This window comes from Streptomyces sp. WMMB 322 (assembly GCF_900090145.1).
Taxonomy (GTDB): Bacteria; Actinomycetota; Actinomycetes; order Streptomycetales; family Streptomycetaceae; genus Streptomyces.
The window spans coordinates 233293-248143 of record NZ_FMHI01000006.1; the positions used below are offsets into that span (position 1 = coordinate 233293).

15 protein-coding genes are annotated in these 14851 nt (G+C 71.1%); 5 read left to right on the plus strand and 10 right to left on the minus strand.

Annotated elements, in window-relative coordinates; translation table 11 throughout:
• Positions 1 to 2: 2 nt before the first annotated feature.
• The 3 genes from H180DRAFT_RS12755 to H180DRAFT_RS12765 form a co-directional block, all read right to left on the minus strand.
• Positions 3 to 257, minus strand: coding sequence for a hypothetical protein (locus H180DRAFT_RS12755; protein ID WP_055486133.1), 255 nt, complete (start codon positions 255 to 257; stop codon positions 3 to 5).
• 336 nt (positions 258 to 593) lie between these two features.
• A complete protein-coding gene (locus H180DRAFT_RS12760; RefSeq protein ID WP_055486134.1) occupies positions 594 to 1052 on the minus strand; it encodes a molybdenum cofactor biosynthesis protein MoaE in 459 nt (152 codons plus the stop codon).
• 56 nt (positions 1053 to 1108) lie between these two features.
• Positions 1109 to 2206 (minus strand): SDR family oxidoreductase, encoded by a 1098-nt coding sequence (locus tag H180DRAFT_RS12765; RefSeq protein WP_055486135.1) that lies wholly within the window; start codon positions 2204 to 2206, stop codon positions 1109 to 1111.
• Positions 2207 to 2471: 265 nt separating this feature from the next.
• On the opposite strand from H180DRAFT_RS12765, the gene H180DRAFT_RS12770 reads away from it, so the two are divergent.
• Both H180DRAFT_RS12770 and H180DRAFT_RS12775 read left to right on the plus strand, forming a co-directional pair.
• A complete protein-coding gene (locus tag H180DRAFT_RS12770; protein WP_055486136.1) occupies positions 2472 to 4019 on the plus strand; it encodes a zinc-dependent metalloprotease in 1548 nt (515 codons plus the stop codon).
• Entirely contained in the window at positions 4016 to 4561 is a 546-nt protein-coding gene (locus H180DRAFT_RS12775) for an NUDIX hydrolase (protein ID WP_055486137.1), read from the plus strand. Before H180DRAFT_RS12770 ends, H180DRAFT_RS12775 begins: the two co-directional genes overlap by 4 nt.
• Before the next feature lie 30 nt (positions 4562 to 4591).
• Here the strand turns inward: H180DRAFT_RS12775 and H180DRAFT_RS12780 are convergent, their stop codons facing one another.
• Complete coding sequence (locus H180DRAFT_RS12780) at positions 4592 to 5152, minus strand: M48 metallopeptidase family protein (RefSeq protein ID WP_254666003.1); 561 nt, start codon at positions 5150 to 5152, stop codon at positions 4592 to 4594.
• Between the two features lie 198 nt (positions 5153 to 5350).
• Here H180DRAFT_RS12780 and H180DRAFT_RS12785 point away from each other — a divergent pair, with 198 nt between their 5' ends.
• Both H180DRAFT_RS12785 and H180DRAFT_RS12790 read left to right on the plus strand, forming a co-directional pair.
• On the plus strand, positions 5351 to 6451 hold the full coding sequence (locus tag H180DRAFT_RS12785) for a ThiF family adenylyltransferase (RefSeq protein ID WP_368073122.1): 1101 nt from the start codon (positions 5351 to 5353) through the stop codon (positions 6449 to 6451).
• Positions 6452 to 6506: 55 nt separating this feature from the next.
• Positions 6507 to 7955 carry an ABC1 kinase family protein gene (locus H180DRAFT_RS12790; protein ID WP_055486139.1) on the plus strand — a complete coding sequence of 483 codons (1449 nt, stop codon included), beginning with the start codon at positions 6507 to 6509 and terminating at the stop codon, positions 7953 to 7955.
• 305 nt (positions 7956 to 8260) lie between these two features.
• On the opposite strand, the gene H180DRAFT_RS12795 is transcribed toward H180DRAFT_RS12790, so the two are convergent.
• The 4 genes from H180DRAFT_RS12795 to H180DRAFT_RS12810 all read right to left on the minus strand — a co-directional run bounded on the left by H180DRAFT_RS12795 (position 8261) and on the right by H180DRAFT_RS12810 (position 11839).
• Positions 8261 to 8584 (minus strand): hypothetical protein, encoded by a 324-nt coding sequence (locus H180DRAFT_RS12795; RefSeq protein ID WP_055486140.1) that lies wholly within the window; start codon positions 8582 to 8584, stop codon positions 8261 to 8263.
• A complete protein-coding gene (locus H180DRAFT_RS12800; RefSeq protein ID WP_302622440.1) occupies positions 8581 to 8946 on the minus strand; it encodes a WhiB family transcriptional regulator in 366 nt (121 codons plus the stop codon). Before H180DRAFT_RS12800 ends, H180DRAFT_RS12795 begins: the two co-directional genes overlap by 4 nt.
• Positions 8947 to 9077: 131 nt before the next feature.
• Positions 9078 to 9353, minus strand: a complete 276-nt coding sequence (locus tag H180DRAFT_RS12805) for a hypothetical protein (protein ID WP_107097638.1) — start codon at positions 9351 to 9353, stop codon at positions 9078 to 9080.
• Positions 9354 to 9502: 149 nt separating this feature from the next.
• Positions 9503 to 11839, minus strand: a complete 2337-nt coding sequence (locus H180DRAFT_RS12810; RefSeq protein WP_055486141.1) for an ATP-dependent DNA helicase UvrD2 — start codon at positions 11837 to 11839, stop codon at positions 9503 to 9505.
• A gap of 180 nt (positions 11840 to 12019) precedes the next feature.
• Here H180DRAFT_RS12810 and H180DRAFT_RS12815 point away from each other — a divergent pair, with 180 nt between their 5' ends.
• Positions 12020 to 12262, plus strand: coding sequence for a mycoredoxin (locus H180DRAFT_RS12815; protein WP_055486142.1), 243 nt, complete (start codon positions 12020 to 12022; stop codon positions 12260 to 12262).
• A gap of 36 nt (positions 12263 to 12298) precedes the next feature.
• Here the strand turns inward: H180DRAFT_RS12815 and nudC are convergent, their stop codons facing one another.
• Both nudC and H180DRAFT_RS12825 read right to left on the minus strand, forming a co-directional pair.
• Positions 12299 to 13204 carry an NAD(+) diphosphatase gene (gene nudC, locus H180DRAFT_RS12820; protein WP_055486244.1) on the minus strand — a complete coding sequence of 302 codons (906 nt, stop codon included), beginning with the start codon at positions 13202 to 13204 and terminating at the stop codon, positions 12299 to 12301.
• A gap of 190 nt (positions 13205 to 13394) precedes the next feature.
• On the minus strand, positions 13395 to 14849 hold the full coding sequence (locus tag H180DRAFT_RS12825) for a dipeptidase (protein WP_055486245.1): 1455 nt from the start codon (positions 14847 to 14849) through the stop codon (positions 13395 to 13397).
• Positions 14850 to 14851 lie beyond the last annotated feature (2 nt).

Below are 14851 nucleotides of genomic sequence, written 5' to 3' on the forward strand. Positions count from 1 at the left end.
CGTCAGTCCGCCGTCCGGGCGGAACGATCCGCGGCCCGCCCGGCGGCCGTCACAACGGGCTCCGCAGGAGGTTCCGGACGGAATCCTCCGCCCGCCTCCTCGACGCGTGAGCGTTCCATCGCGGCGCGGAACCTTTCGTAGCCCGCGACGCCCGCGGAATCCGGGATGCCCGACCGGCGCCGGCTGGCCCAGCTGCCCCACACACCGGCAGCGACCGCGCCCATGATCGGAATCAGCAACCAGGAGAGTGCCGCCATGATGACCTCCCGACCCCTTGAAAGACGCTGTCCGACCGAGTCCTGCCGGGCAGAACGGCCGATGAGCAGATTAACTCCCGGCATGACAACGCTCTTTCCCGGGATCCGGTTCCGCAACCGGAATGTGCACCGTATGGGTGCCCCGGTCGCCTCCCCCGGTGACGCCGCTGCGCCGTCCCGACCACCGGACGGACGCGCACCGCGCGGGGGCGCGGACAGGGCCGGGCACCGAGAGCACCGGACGGGGCGCAGACCTCGCCCAGGAGGCTCACCCACGTCACCGGGTCACCGGCCACCGGCCCTCCACGAGGGCGCAGCACGCCTGGCCGGGCCCGGTCAGGCCCCGACCCACTCCTCGGTACCGTCCGCGAAGGTCTGGTGCTTCCAGATCGGGACCTCGCGCTTGAGGTCGTCGACGAGACGGTGGCACGCCGCGAACGCCTCCGCGCGATGGGGGCAGGAGACAGCCACGACCACGGCCAGATCGCCGATCGCCAGTTCCCCGACCCGGTGCACCGCCGCGAGCGCGCGGACGGGGAAGTCGGCGGCGGTCTTCTCCGCCACCCTTCGCAGCTCCGCCTCCGCCGTGGGATGCGAGGAGTACCCCAGACGGGTGACGTCCGCGCCGCCGTCGTGATCGCGCACCGTGCCCACGAAGAGCGCGGTGCCGCCCGCCGAGTCGTCACCGACGGCCCTGAACACCTCGTCGACGGAAAGCGGTGCGTCGCGGATGCCCAGCAGCCTGATCGGATCGGGGGCCGCCTGCTCACCGGGGTGTTCGTGTTCGTGCGCCATGGCCTCATGCTGCCCCACGCCCGGCGCCGAGGGAACTGCCCCGCCCTCGCCCGCCGCTACAGGCCGCGGCGCTTGCGGGCCCTGCGCACCAGTGCTGCCGTGCCCAGGAGTGCCACGGTTGCACCGGCGCCGGCCGCGGTGGCGGCTTCCGTACGCCCGAGCCTGCGCCCGGCGACCGTGTGACGGCCCGCGACCTCCTCCAGCAGCTCCGCGAGGACCTCCTCGTTGGTCCAGCGGGGTCGCCAGCCCGCGTCGTGCAGGCGGGCTCCGGAGACGACCCAGGGATGCATCGTGTAGGCGAGATCGCCTGCCGGGGAGGGTGTGAGGCCCAGCCGGTGCAGTCGTGAGGCGGCCCCGAGCGCGACGGCGGAGGGCAGCTCCATGCGGCGGATGCCGGTGAGCTCCTCGACCTCCTCCTGTTCCAGCCAGCCGTCGCAGCCGACGGCCATCTCGCCGTCGGCCTTCTCCAGGACGGCGAACTCCAGCGCGCTCACCAGGTCCTCGACGTGGCAGAACTGCCAGCAGGGGCGGGAGTCGGCGACGACCAGCAGACGCGGCGACTCGAAATAGCGGGTCAGCGCGGTGTCCATGCCCGCGCCCACGAGCACTGAGGGGCGCACCACCGTCACGTTGAGCCCCGGATGGGCCCGGGGCGCCCGGCGTGCGAGCCGTTCGATCTCCAGAAGGTCCCCGACGGCGGTGGCCTCGGCGGTGGCCCGCAGTTCGGCGTCCTCCGAGAGCGGAACGTCGTTGTCCGGCAGGGCTCCGTAGACCATCGTCGACGTGCAGAGGATCACACGGGGGACGCCCGCTGCCGCCGCCGCGGTCAGCACGGTCTGCGTCCCGCGGACGTTGAGAGCGGTGCGGGCCGTCGGGTCCGTCTCCAGGTCCAGGTCGAGGGCGAGGTGCACGACGACGTCCACCGGATCGGCCTCGTTGCGAAGCCGGTCGGCGATGGCCGGATCGCGCACGTCGAGGGTGTGCCACTGTGCCTCGCTGACCTCGCCGCGGCGCTCGTCCAGCGCGACGACGCCCTTGATCTCCTCCGATGCCGCGAGCCGCTCCGTCAGCAGCGCGCCCACTCCTGACGCGGCACCGGTGACGGCGACGGTCGGGGTTCGCGCTGCGCGAACGTTGCCTTCGGAGGAACTCACCAGTCGTCTCCAGCGGTTGTTTCTGGTAGGAGGTGCGCAAGCTCCATCCTGCCTGACGCGTGTCTAGGCTGGAGGTGGAGCCTGTGTTGGCTGAGCAGGCTCACCCGTGTCCCGATTGGCCCACTTCGACCAGTCGAGACAGTCCAACGTAGTCCACGCACCGGCCTCCGCGAGCAGACCGCCGACGCACGGGCGCACCTTCCCGCGAGACCCGCACAACCGTACGAAGACCCACGAGACCCACACGACAGAGCCGAGGAAACCCGTGAGTGACACCCCATTCGGATTCGGCGTACCTCCTGAGGAGCCCGAAGACGGGGACGAGGGCAAGAAGAAGGGCGACGACGCGGACCGGAGCGGCCAGGGCGACCGGAGTGGCCAGGGCAGCACTCCGAATCCCTTCGGTTTCGGCGGCGGTGCCGGCGGGCCCGGTGCGGACAATCCGCTGGCGGCGATGTTCGGTTCGCTCGGTGGCGGTCAGGGAGGCATGGACCCGGGTGACCTGGGCGCGGCCTTCCAGAAGCTCGGCCAGATGCTCTCGTTCGAGGGCGGCCCCGTGAACTGGGAGATGGCCAAGGACATCGCCCGCCAGACCGTCGCGGCCGGAGGTCCGGCCGCGGCCCAGGGCGGCCAGGCAACGGGCACCAAGGACGTCAGCGTCGGCCCGGCCGACCGCGCGGTCGTCGAGGAGGCGGTGCGTCTGGCCGACCTGTGGCTGGACGGGGTGACGTCCCTGCCGTCCGGCTCGACCACGGCGGAGGCCTGGAGCCGCGCGGAGTGGGTGGAGAACACGCTGCCCGTGTGGAAGGACCTGGTCGACCCCGTCGCGGAACGCGTCGGCACGGCAATGGGCGACGTGCTGCCCGAGGAGATGCAGGCCATGGCGGGCCCGCTCCTCGGAATGATGCGTTCCATGGGCGGCGCCATGTTCGGTACGCAGATCGGCCAGGCGCTGGGCGTCCTGGCGGGCGAGGTGGTCGGTTCCTCGGACATCGGCCTTCCGCTGGGCCCGGACGGCAAGGCCGCGCTCCTTCCCGCGAACATGTCCGCGCTCGGTGAGGGGCTCGGCGTGCCGCAGGAGGAGGTGCGCCTGTACCTGGCGCTGCGGGAAGCCGCTCACCAGCGGCTTTTCATGCACGTACCGTGGCTGCGCTCCCACCTCTTCGGCGCTGTGGAGGGCTACGCCCGCGGGATCAAGGTCGACACCACCAAACTCGAGGACGTCGTCGGCCAGTTCGATCCGCAGAACCCGGAGGAGCTCCAGCAGGCCCTGCAGCAGGGCATGTTCCAGCCGGAGGACACCCCGGAGCAGCGGGCCGCGAAGGCTCGCCTGGAGACCGCTCTGGCTCTGGTCGAGGGCTGGGTCGACGCAGTCGTGCACGCCGCGGCCGAGCCGCACCTGCCTTCTGCTTCCGCGCTGCGCGAGACGCTGCGCCGCCGCCGTGCGTCCGGTGGGCCCGCGGAGCAGACCTTCGCCACGCTGATCGGGCTCGAGCTGCGTCCGCGCAGGCTCCGTGACGCCTCGCGGCTGTGGGCGTCCTTGACGGACGCGCGCGGCGCGGACGGGCGTGACGGGCTGTGGGCACACCCCGACATGCTGCCGACGGCTGACGATCTGGACGACCCGGACGGTTTCGTCCACCGCGAGAACGCCGATTTCTCGGAGCTCGAGTCGCTGCTGGGCGACGCCGCGGCGCAGGACCCGGGCAGCGGCCGCACCGGAGGCGGCAGCGGCGACGAGGGCGAAGCCCGTGCCGACGGCGACGAAGACGGAGACGACAAGGGCGACGGCGACGGCGGAAAGAAGCTGTGAGTCTGCACGAAAGTGCGATGCGCACATTGACGGAGTGGTCCCCCGGAGCGGACGACGGGCAGGAGGAACTGCGGCGCGAGTACCTCACCTTCCTGGGGGCCCATGAGAACGCCATGTGGAAGGCGTGCTCCGACGGTCACCTCACGGCGAGCGCGCTCGTGGTCGACCCGGCGGGCGGCCGCGTCCTGCTGACGCTGCACCGGAAGCTGCGGATGTGGCTGCAGATGGGCGGCCACTGCGAGCCTGAGGACACCACGCTGGCCGGTGCCGCGCTGCGCGAGGCGCAGGAGGAGTCCGGGATCGACGGGCTGACGCTGTTTCCCGGCGGTCCGCTGCGGCTCGACCGTCATCTCACGCCGTGCGCCTGGCACTTGGACGTGCAGTACGCGGCGCTCGCTCCCGCGGGTGCGCTGGAGCGGGTGAGCGAAGAGTCGCTGGATCTGCGCTGGTACGGCTACGACGAAGTGGCGGCGGCCGCCGACGAGTCGGTGGTGAGGCTCACCGAGTGCGCCCGCGCCCTCGTCGGGGACGGAGCGCGCTGAGGACGCCGACGCCGGACGGCCGTCGGGCTCCTACTCCTCGCGGGCCTCGCGAGCGGCGGGGAGGTGGGGCAGCCGGTCGGCTGCGACGACGCCTTCGAGGAAGCCGCGCGCCCGTTCCGTGCGGGGGTAGGCGTCCAGCAGCTGCCAGAAGCGCGACCCGTGCCCCGGCACCAGCAGGTGGGCCAGTTCGTGCAGGAGTACGTAGTCGATCACGTACTCGGGCATGCCGCGCAGCCGGTGCGAGAGCCGGATACTGCCCTCCGCCGGGGTGCATGACCCCCAGCGGGTGTTCTGATTCGTCACCCAGCGGACGGTGTGCGGTCTGGCCCGGCCGTCCAGGTACTGCTCGGAGAGCCTCGCGGCGCGTTCGGCCAGCTCGGCGTCGCCCAGCATGCGCTTGCTCTCCTGTGCCGCCAGCTTGTCGAGCATGAGGTCGACCCAGCGTCGCTCCTCGTCCGTCGACATACGGGCGGGAATCATCACGACTGTCCGGTTGCCCTCGCGGTAGGCGGAGACGGTGCGCCTGCGGCGCGCGCTGCGACGCACTTCGACCGCCGGCTGGCCGTTGCTGTTCAGCGGGTCGACGGACACGCCTCGACCGTACCCGCTGATGGGAGCGGAAGTCCCACCTCCGGACGGGTTCGCGGTCATCGCCCCATACCCGGTCCCTTCATATGACTGCCTCCCAAGGCTGTGGATAACTTCCGGCGCCGCCTGCCCGGCCGATCGCATGCTGTCCGAGGCAGTGACGAGTACCGCAGAACAAGGACGGGGAGAAGCATGCATCCGATGATCAAGCCTGCGCTGCGGCGTGCCTGGCGGGACAGGCAGACGGTGCAGTACGGCGTCGCGCCCGCCCATGCTGTGCTGCTCGGGCCGGTGGACAACACGACGGCTGTGTTCATGGAGTCGATGGACGGCACACGCTCCCTGGTGCAGCTGCGTGAGGAGGCGTCCCGGCTGGGGCTCCCCGAGGGCACCACGGAGCGGCTCGTCGACAGGCTCGCTTCGGCGGGGGTGCTCGACGACGCAACGGCGGACCGCGAGGCCTCGGCCATGGTGCACGAGCGGCTCCGGCCGGATCTGGCCTCACTGTCTGTCGTGCACCGGCGCCCGGGCGACGGCCTGCGCAAGCTGGTGGCACGCAGGACGGCCTGCGTACAGGTACGGGGAGCCGGGAGGGTCGGTGCCCTCGTGGCGTCGACTCTTTCCGCGGCCGGCGTGGGAGAGGTCACGGTGGTGGACGGCGGCCATGTCGAGCCCTGGGACACGGCGCCGGGAGCCGTCTCCCCGGACGACTGCGGAGAGCGGCGCGACGTGGCCGCGCGCAGAGCGGTCTCCCGTGCGCGGCCATGGGATTCCCGGCCACGCTCCCGCTCGCGGCCGGTTCCGGGACTCGTGGTGCTCGCCCCGCGTGACGGCCTCGACGCCTACGCTCCGGACCCCGGCGCCGCAGAAGGATTCGTCGGGGCGGGGACGCCGCATCTCTACGGCGGCGTGGTGGAAAGCACCGGCTTCGTCGGGCCGTTGGTCACACCCGGAGTCTCTCCCTGCGCCGGCTGCATACTGCGGGCACGAGCAGAGCGGGAACCGAGCTGGCCGCTGGTGGTGGGCCAGTGGCGCATGTCGGCGAGGCGGCGGTCGGGGGTCCCGGCTTGCGACTCGGCGCTGGCGACGGTGGTCGCGGGGGCCATCGCCTCCTACGCTCTCAGCTTCCTCGACGGCGACGGGGCCTGCGCCTCCGGATACCGGATGCGGTTCTCCCTGCCGCATCTCATCGGCAGCACCGAGCAGCTCTCCGCTCATCCTGAGTGTCCATGTGGTGCCGCTTCCGTGACAGCGGATCACCCGCACTCGGCGGATGCCGAGGAAGAGGTCACAATGGCCTGATGGCCGCCGTTTCTCGGTGCGCTCAGACCGAGCCGTCTGGAAGTTGGAGGGGCCCATGTCTGATCTTCCCCGTAAGGCAGTCACCCGTACGGCCAAACTGGCCGCGCTGCCGCTGGGGTTCGCCGGACGCTCCGCGTGGGGCCTCGGCAAACGGATCGGAGGTCTGTCCGCCGAACTCGTCGGCCACGACCTTCAGCAGCGCACCGCGGAGCAGCTGTTCAAGGTGCTGGGGGAGCTCAAGGGCGGTGCCATGAAGTTCGGGCAGGCGCTCTCGGTCTTCGAGTCGGCGCTGCCCGAAGAGATAGCCGGGCCTTACAGGGCGACGCTCACGAAGCTGCAGGAAGCCGCTCCCCCGATGCCGACCAGCACCGTCCACGAGGTGCTGGCTGAACAGATGGGTGAGGACTGGCTCGAGCTCTTCGAGGAGTTCGACGACATGCCCTCCGCGGCCGCGTCGATCGGGCAGGTGCACCGTGCCGTCTGGCACGACGGACGCGAGGTCGCGGTGAAGGTTCAGTATCCGGGGGCCGGGGAGGCTCTGGTCTCCGACCTCGCCCAGCTCGGCCGGTTCGTGCGCATGCTCGGGCCGCTCATACCCGGCATGGACATCAAGCCGCTCGTCACCGAACTGCGGGACAGGGTGACCGAGGAGCTGGACTACGGCCTGGAGTCCCAGGCGCAGAAGCTCTATGCGGAGGAATTCGCCGAGGACCCGGACGTCGTGATCCCGGATGTGGTGCACCAGTGCGAGCGAGTGCTGGTGACCGAGTGGATGGACGGAGTGCCGCTCGCAGAGGTCATATCGGAGGGCACACAGGACGAACGGGACCGTGCGGGGCAGTTGCTGGCCCGTTTCCTCTGCTCCGGGACGGCCCGCACCGGACTGCTGCACGCGGATCCGCACCCGGGGAACTTCCGTCTGCTTCCCGCCGAGCAGTCCGGCGAGGGTGAGGGGGAATGGCGGCTCGGCGTGATGGACTTCGGAACCGTTGACCGGCTCCCGGGAGGGCTGCCGCCCGTGATCGGCACGGCGCTGCGCATGGTCATCGACGGTGAGGCCGACGCCGTCTACGAACTGCTCTGCGCGGAGGGCTTCGTCAAGGACTCCATCGAGCTGGAGCCCTCAGCGGTGCTGGACTATCTGGTGCCCGTCATCGAGCCGGCCCACGCGGAGAGCTTCCACTTCCACCGGGGATGGATGCGGGAGCAGGCGGCCCGGATCGCCGATCCCCGTTCTCCGGCGCACCAGTTGGGCAAGCAGCTCAATCTGCCCCCGGCGTATCTGCTCATACACCGGGTGACGCTGAGCACCATCGGCGTGCTGTGCCAGCTGGGAGCGACCGTCCGGATGCGTGAAGAAATGGAAGCATGGGTGCCGGGCTTCGCCCGGGGCGAGGACATCGCGGAAGACGACACTTCCCACGAGGAGGCCAGGGTCGACCGCATGCCGGCCGGGGAGGACGGCGAGGAGGGCTCGCCGGCTGCCGCGCAGGCCTCCGCCTGAAATCAGGGACGGCCACAGGGGGTCAGGCCCGGGTGGGGGTTGGAGCCGGGAGCGTCACGCCCGGGTGCCGGACCGGAACCGCAAACAACATGCCCCGGTGCCGCACCGGAACCACGAACGACAGGCCCCGGTCCGGACCGGAGTCGGGAGCGTCAGGTCCGGGTCGGATGTGCTGCCGCAGGAGCGGCCGGTCACTGCCCCCAGCGATCGGCGCGGGGCAACAGGCTCGCGGAGGCCGGCCACCGGGAGTCCATGCCCGCCGCAGACAGCGGGAGCCGGGGCTTGCGCCCCGGCTCCCGGATTGATCACTGCATGACCGCCATGGCCAGCGCTCTGCGGGCGCGCAGTGAAGCGCGTTCCGCGCGGCGCTGGAGGCGACGGGCCGAGGTGACACGCAGTGCCCTGCGTTCCGACTCGGCCTCGTACAGACGGTCGTTCATATGGGCTCGGGCCAGGGATTCTGGCATGAGTTGCATTTGTCGGGTCCTGTTCTGGCGCAAGGAGTCCGCGTCGATTCCGCGGTGGTTCGGGATGTCGGAGTCGGATGTCATCGTCGGGTCCTGCTTCGGGAGGGGACGCTGCTGGGGATCGCGCGTCATCGGGCGGTCGATCGTGCCGGCGGTGTTCATGCTGTGACCGGGTTCTTGCGGGGACGGCCACGCGGACGCTTCCGGGGCACAACCACGCCCTGGACGAACAGTTCGCCTCCCCAGACACCCCAGGGCTCGCGGCGGTCCTTGGCACCGGCGAGGCAGGCCTCGCGCAGCGGGCAGGTCTGGCAGAGCGTCTTGGCGTACTCCACGTCGGCGGGTGCCTCGGCGAAGAAGACCTCCGGGTCGTATGAGCGGCAGGGCACGGTCACACCGAGCCGCTCGATGGCTTCGTCGAGCTCGGTGAGCGTGATCAGCGGGGCGGTCACGAGATCCTCCGTGGTGGCAGCAGGCGGCATCAGGTCTGTCGTGGGTGACGGGGTGTGCGTTTCGGGGTGCACTGCCGGGTTCCTCGTCTGTTGATGTCTGTTGTGTTGTCGGCCCGGCTGGTGGCCGGGCGGGGCAAACAGAAGGGCCGCGGATCCCGGTGTGGGTTCCGCGGCCCTGGAAGGTGCCGACCTGATCTCGCCGATCAGGCTGGATCTCTCCAGGGTTCGAGCCCACGGAAGGCCCACATCGGGTTGTGCTTCGTCTTCTGGCTGCCGTTGCCGACACGGACGGCCGCGAGCGCAAAGGCGTAGGCCACTGCCTTCGCCACTGCTGCCGCTACCTCGGGTGCAGTCGCCGGTCGCTTGCCGGCGCCGGGGACGACGCGGGACAGACCCGTGCCATCGATCCGGGAGCCGAGCAGACAAGAGGCGACGACCGAGCGGTCGGTCATCTTGGTGGTGGTAATGAAGTCGATCACTGGGCTCGCCTCCTTTCGGCGACTCGGGGGATCAGCTGGAGCCGATCCGCAAACGTGCAAGAGTCAGTACAGCATGGATGGGTTGGAGCGGAAAGCCCCCGCCCTGTCCACGTCCGGAAGGCTATGGGGCTCCGGACAGCCCGCGCAAACTATTTTTCCGCCGTCTCCGAAAAAGCTTCCGGGACGGTTTCCGAGGACGCTGCCGAGGAGGCGGCCGGAGGCGCTTCTTCCGCCTCGGTCACGGCCTGTTCGGAAGCCTCTCCGCCCGCCTGGCCGCTCTCGGGCTCCAACTCCCCGCCCGCGCACAGCGCGAGAACGTCCGCCCCGAAACGCTCCAACTTCCGGGCGCCCACACCGGAGATGCGGGCGAGGGCCGCGTCGTCGTCCGGCACCGTCTCGGCGATCGCCATCAGCGTCTTGTCGGTGAAGACGCAGTACGCGGGCTGACCCAGCTGCCTGGCCCGCTCGGAGCGCCAGTCGCGCAACCGCTCGTAGAGCTGCTCGTCGAGATCCGAGGGGCAGTCCTCGCAGCGCATCAGCTTCATCTCCCCCGCGTCCGTCAGAGAACGGCCGCACACCCGGCAGCGGACGGGACCGCGGCGCTTGCGCGCACGGCTGCCGGAAGCACTCCCCCGCTCGACACCCCCGCGGCCGCCGGAAGTCCCCGCCCCCGGAGCCGCGGACCCCGGCCGCAGCCCGTTGAGGAACCGGCTGGGGCGGCGTCCGCCACGGCCGCCGGGCGAACGCGAGAGCGCCCAGGAGAGGTTGAGGTGGATACGGGCCCGGGTGACGCCGACGTAGAGCAGGCGGCGCTCCTCCTCGATCTGGGCGTCGCTCTTGGCGTGGGTGATCGGCATCATGCCCTCGGTGAGCCCGACCAGGAACACCGCATCCCATTCGAGCCCCTTGGCCGAGTGCAGCGATGCGAGGGTGACGCCCTCGACGGTCGGTGCGTGCTGGGCGTTGGCCCGCTCGTCCAGTTCGGCGACGAACTCGGAGAGCGTCGGCTCCTGCCCGCCCGCGGCGGAGCGGCCGGCCGAAAGGGACTCGGCCAGCCGCACGAGGGCCATCAACGACTCCCAGCGGTCACGGACGGCGCCCGAGCCCGCCGGCGGCTCGTCCGTCCAGCCCTTGCCGCTGAGAACGGCGCGCACCTGCGAGGGGAGGCCGACGGCCCCGTCCAGCAGGGTGTCGTTGCCGCCGAACCGGGCGGCGCTGCGCAGCGCCACGCCCGCCTCACGGACCTCGGGACGTTCGAAGAACCGTTCGGCGCCGCGGAGTTGATAGGGCACACCGGCGTCGACGAGGGCCTGTTCGTAGATCTCGGACTGGGCGTTGATGCGGTAGAGCACCGCGATCCGGCTGGCCGGAACGCCCGAGTCGATGAGCGTGCGAATGCGCTTGGCGGTGCCCTCCGCCTCGGAAGGCTCGTCCGCGTATTCCGTGTACGCCGGTTCGGGCCCGGCCTCGCGCTGCGAGATCAGCTCCAGGCGGTGTTCGGCCGCGCGGCCCGACGCCTGGGAGAGCAGACCGTTCGCGAGGTGCACGACCTGGGGCGTCGAGCGGTAGTCCCGCACGAGCTTGACGACGGTGGCTTCGGGGTGACGGACGCGGAAGTCGAGAAGGTGGTCGGGAGTGGCACCGGTGAAGGAGTAGATCGTCTGGCTGGCGTCACCGACCACGCAGAGGCTGTCCCGGTCACCGACCCACAGCTCCAGAAGCCGCTGCTGAAGCGGGCTGACGTCCTGGTACTCGTCGACGACGAAGTGCTGGTACTGGGCACGGACCGTCTCGGCGATGTCCGGCCGGTCCTGGAGCACTCCGACGGTCAGCAGCAGCACGTCCTCGAAGTCGATCGCCGAACGTTCCCGCTTCAGCTGTTCGTAGAGGCCGAAGACCCGTGCCGTCTCGGCCGGGTCCCGCGGGGGGACGCGGTCCGACTTGGCGATGACCGCCGGATAGTCCTCCGGCACCGTCTGCGTCACCTTCGACCACTCGATCTCACCGGTGAGGTCCCGCAGTTCGCTGCGGTCCAGACGCAGGCGGCAGCGGGCCGCGGCCTCGGCGACGAGCTGCACCTTGCGCTCCAGCAGCCTCGGCAGCTCACCGCCGACCGCACGCGGCCAGAAGAACTGCAGCTGCCGCAGTGCGGCGGAGTGGAAGGTGCGGGCCTGGACCCCCTCCGCCCCCAGCTGCCGCAGCCGCCCCCGCATCTCACCCGCGGCCCTGCTGGTGAAAGTGACGGCGAGCACACTGGCCGGGGGCAGCATCCCTGCGCGCACCCCGTATGCGATCCGGTGCGTGATGGCGCGGGTCTTGCCCGTGCCCGCGCCGGCCAGCACGCACACGGGACCGTGCAGTGCCGTCGCCACTTCACGCTGCTCCGGGTCGAGGCCCTCCAGCACCGCGTCCGCGTCGCGCGGCGGGCCCGCGTACGCGTCCTGGTCGACGTGGGAGAAGAGAGTGGAGTCAGTTGCTGCTGTCACCCCGCCATGCTGCCAGGTCGTACGAGACGGGCGTGACGCTTGTCCACAGCCGGAGCCGGATCGTCATACGGCACTCACCACTCCCCCGCCATGGAATGGTCCGGTCTCCCCGGCCCGGGAATGGTCCGGCTCGTCCACACGTTCCACAGTGACCAACGGACGCGAAGGAGAACAGGACCGATGACGGGAAACGTGACGATGTACAGCACCACGTGGTGCGGCTACTGCCGTCGGCTCAAGGGCCAGATGGACCGCGCGGGCATCCCGTACACCGAGATCAACATCGAACACGACCCGGCGTCCGCCGACTTCGTGGAGAAGGCCAACAACGGCAATCAGACCGTGCCCACCGTGCTCTTCCCCGACGGGTCCACCCTGACCAATCCCTCGCTGGCGCAGGTCCAGCAGAGGGTCGGCGTCTGACCGCCGGGGACTCGGCTGTCCGCCCGGCCCGGAGCCTCAGCGCCCGGGCCGGGGCAGCGGCTCCCCGTACCAGCGCTCCACCAGACGTGACGCGATGGAGATCCCGGACGGCGGCCGCACCTCGCCGGTGGCGAAGGCGTCCTTGAGATCTTCCCGGGAGAACCAGCGGGCCTCCTCGATCTCGTCCCCGTCCACACGGATCTCCGGCGAGGTCGCGCGCGCCATGAAGCCCAGCATCAGGCTCGCAGGGAACGGCCAGGGCTGGCTGGCCACGTAGTCGACCTGCCCGACCGTCACGCCCGCCTCCTCGGCGACCTCCCTGATGACGGCGGCCTCCAGGGACTCGCCCGGCTCGACGAAACCGGCGAGCGTCGAGAAGCGGCCCTCCGGCCAGTGGACCTGACGGCCGAGCAGCGCCCGGTCCTTCTCGTCCGTCACCAGCATGATCACGGCGGGATCGGTGCGCGGGTAGTGCTCGGCGCCGCAGGCGGGGCAGCGGCGCAGGTGTCCGGCGGCGGCGATGACGGTGCGTTCGCCGCAGCGGGAGCAGAAGCGGTGCGTGCGCTGCCAGTTCTCCAAGCCGACGGCGTGCGCCATCAGTTCGGCGTCACGGGCGGAGAGCAGCACGCCCGCCTCCCGGAGCCCGGCGGGCCGAGCGATGTCGTCCATGCGGCCCGGCAGCGAGTCCTTCTGGAGGGCGAAGTAGCGCACCCCCTCCTCGTCGACGCCGAGGAAGTACCGGTGGGCTTCGGTGAAGGGCGCGTCGAACGAGGGCATCATCACCAGTTCGGTGCTGCCCTCGTCGTCGTCCTCGATCAGTGCCTGGCCGCCGGAGACGACGAAGCACCGCGTCGTCGGGTGGCTCCAGGCGGCCGCCAGCCACGCCTCGTCGATGCGGTGGTGGGCGGCACGGTCGATGCCGCCGGTGGGGGTCAGGGTGATCGGGCGGTCCGCGGCGGTGTCCGTGTCCGTGTCCCTGTGCGTGCCCGTGGCGGTCCCCGCCGGGGCGGCAGCCGCGGTGCGGTCACGGGTGCCGGCGCCGGAACCCGCGGTCGAGTCGGTTCCAGTGGTCACTTCAGCTTCCCTGCTCCTCTTCATGCTCCTGTGCCCGGCCTCATGCTCCTGCCCGGCCTCACCGGTCGTCCCGGCCCTCCTGCGAGCGCGACCAGGAGGCGCGCTCCTCGGCACTCCAGTGCTCGGCGAGATCGCCCCAGAGGTATGCGGCGCTCTCCACGCCCTTCATCAGCAGGTCGAGTTCGACCTTCTCGTCCGGGGAGTGCCAGCCGTCCGACGGCACGGAGATGCCCAGGAAGAGCACCGGGACCCGGAGCACGTCCTGCAGATCGGCCGCCGGCCCCGACCCGCCCTCACGCGTGAAGCGGACCCGCTGCCCGAAGGCGCGCTCCATCGACCGTACGACCGACCGGAGTGCCGGGTGCCCCGGCGGCGTCAGGCAGGGGCGGGTCGCTCCCCAGAAGGTGATCTCGTGCCGGATGCCGTCCGGCAGGCTGCCGGCGACCCATTCCCGGACGGACTGCTGGACCTTCTCCGTGTCCTGACCCTCGACGAGCCGGAAGGACAGCTTCAGCTGTGCCTCGGAGGGGATGACGGTCTTGCCGCCCGGCCCCTGGTAGCCGCCGGAGATGCCGTTCACCTCGGCCGTGGGACGGGCCCAGATCCGCTCCAGCGTCGAGTGGCCGGCCTCGCCGAGCGTCGCGTGCGAGTGGGCGGTGCGGAGCCAGGCGGGCTCGTCGAAGGGAAGCTCGGCGAACAACTCACGCTCGCGGGGCGTCAGTTCGACGACTCCGTCGTAGAAGCCGGGGAGCGTCACCCGCCGCTCCTCGTCGTGGAGTCCCGCCGCCAGCCGCGCGGCCTCCGTGGCCGGGTTGGGGACGGCTCCGCCGAAGGAGCCGGAGTGGATGTCCTGGTCCGGTCCGTACAGGTCGATCTGACAGTCGGTGAGGCCGCGCATGCCGGTGCACACGGTCGGGGTCTCCGGCGACCACATGCCGGTGTCGGAGACGATCACGGCATCGCATTCCAGCCGCTCGGCCTTCTCCTCCAGCAGCGCCGGGAAGTGCGGTGAGCCGGACTCCTCCTCGCCCTCGACCAGCAGTTTGAGGCTCACGGCCGGCGACGTGCGCCCCGTCGCGGTGAGGTGCGCCCGCACGCCGAGGGTGTGGAAGAAGACCTGGCCCTTGTCGTCGGCGGCGCCCCGCGCGTACAGACGCCCTTCGCGCTGCTCCGGAACGAACGGCTCCGAGTGCCATCCGTCGGAACGGGCCGCGGGCTGGACGTCGTGGTGCCCGTAGACGAGCACCGTCGGTGCGTCCGGATCGTCGGACGGCCACTCCGCGAAGACGGCGGGAGCGCCGGGCGTCTCCCAGACCTCGGCGACGGGGAATCCCGTGGCCGCCAGCTTCCCGGCCAGCCATTCGGCGCTGCGCCGAACGTCACCGGCGTGCTGCGGGTCGGCGGAAACGGACGGGATGCGCAGCCACTCCACGAGGTCGTCGAGGAAGGCGGCACGCCTGTCTTCGATGCAGGCCCGGACCGCGTCGTCCGGAGCTGCCGGGATGGTGCTCATGC

Coding starts and splice junctions, on each gene's coding strand:
- H180DRAFT_RS12795 (WP_055486140.1), bottom strand. CDS start 8,584: ATGAACACCGCCGGCACGATCGACCGCCCGATGACGCGCGATCCCCAG.
- H180DRAFT_RS12825 (WP_055486245.1), bottom strand. CDS start 14,849: ATGAGCACCATCCCGGCAGCTCCGGACGACGCGGTCCGGGCCTGCATC.
- H180DRAFT_RS12815 (WP_055486142.1), top strand. CDS start 12,020: ATGACGGGAAACGTGACGATGTACAGCACCACGTGGTGCGGCTACTGC.
- H180DRAFT_RS12760 (WP_055486134.1), bottom strand. CDS start 1,052: ATGGCGCACGAACACGAACACCCCGGTGAGCAGGCGGCCCCCGATCCG.
- H180DRAFT_RS12755 (WP_055486133.1), bottom strand. CDS start 257: ATGGCGGCACTCTCCTGGTTGCTGATTCCGATCATGGGCGCGGTCGCT.
- H180DRAFT_RS12785 (WP_368073122.1), top strand. CDS start 5,351: ATGATCAAGCCTGCGCTGCGGCGTGCCTGGCGGGACAGGCAGACGGTG.
- H180DRAFT_RS12790 (WP_055486139.1), top strand. CDS start 6,507: ATGTCTGATCTTCCCCGTAAGGCAGTCACCCGTACGGCCAAACTGGCC.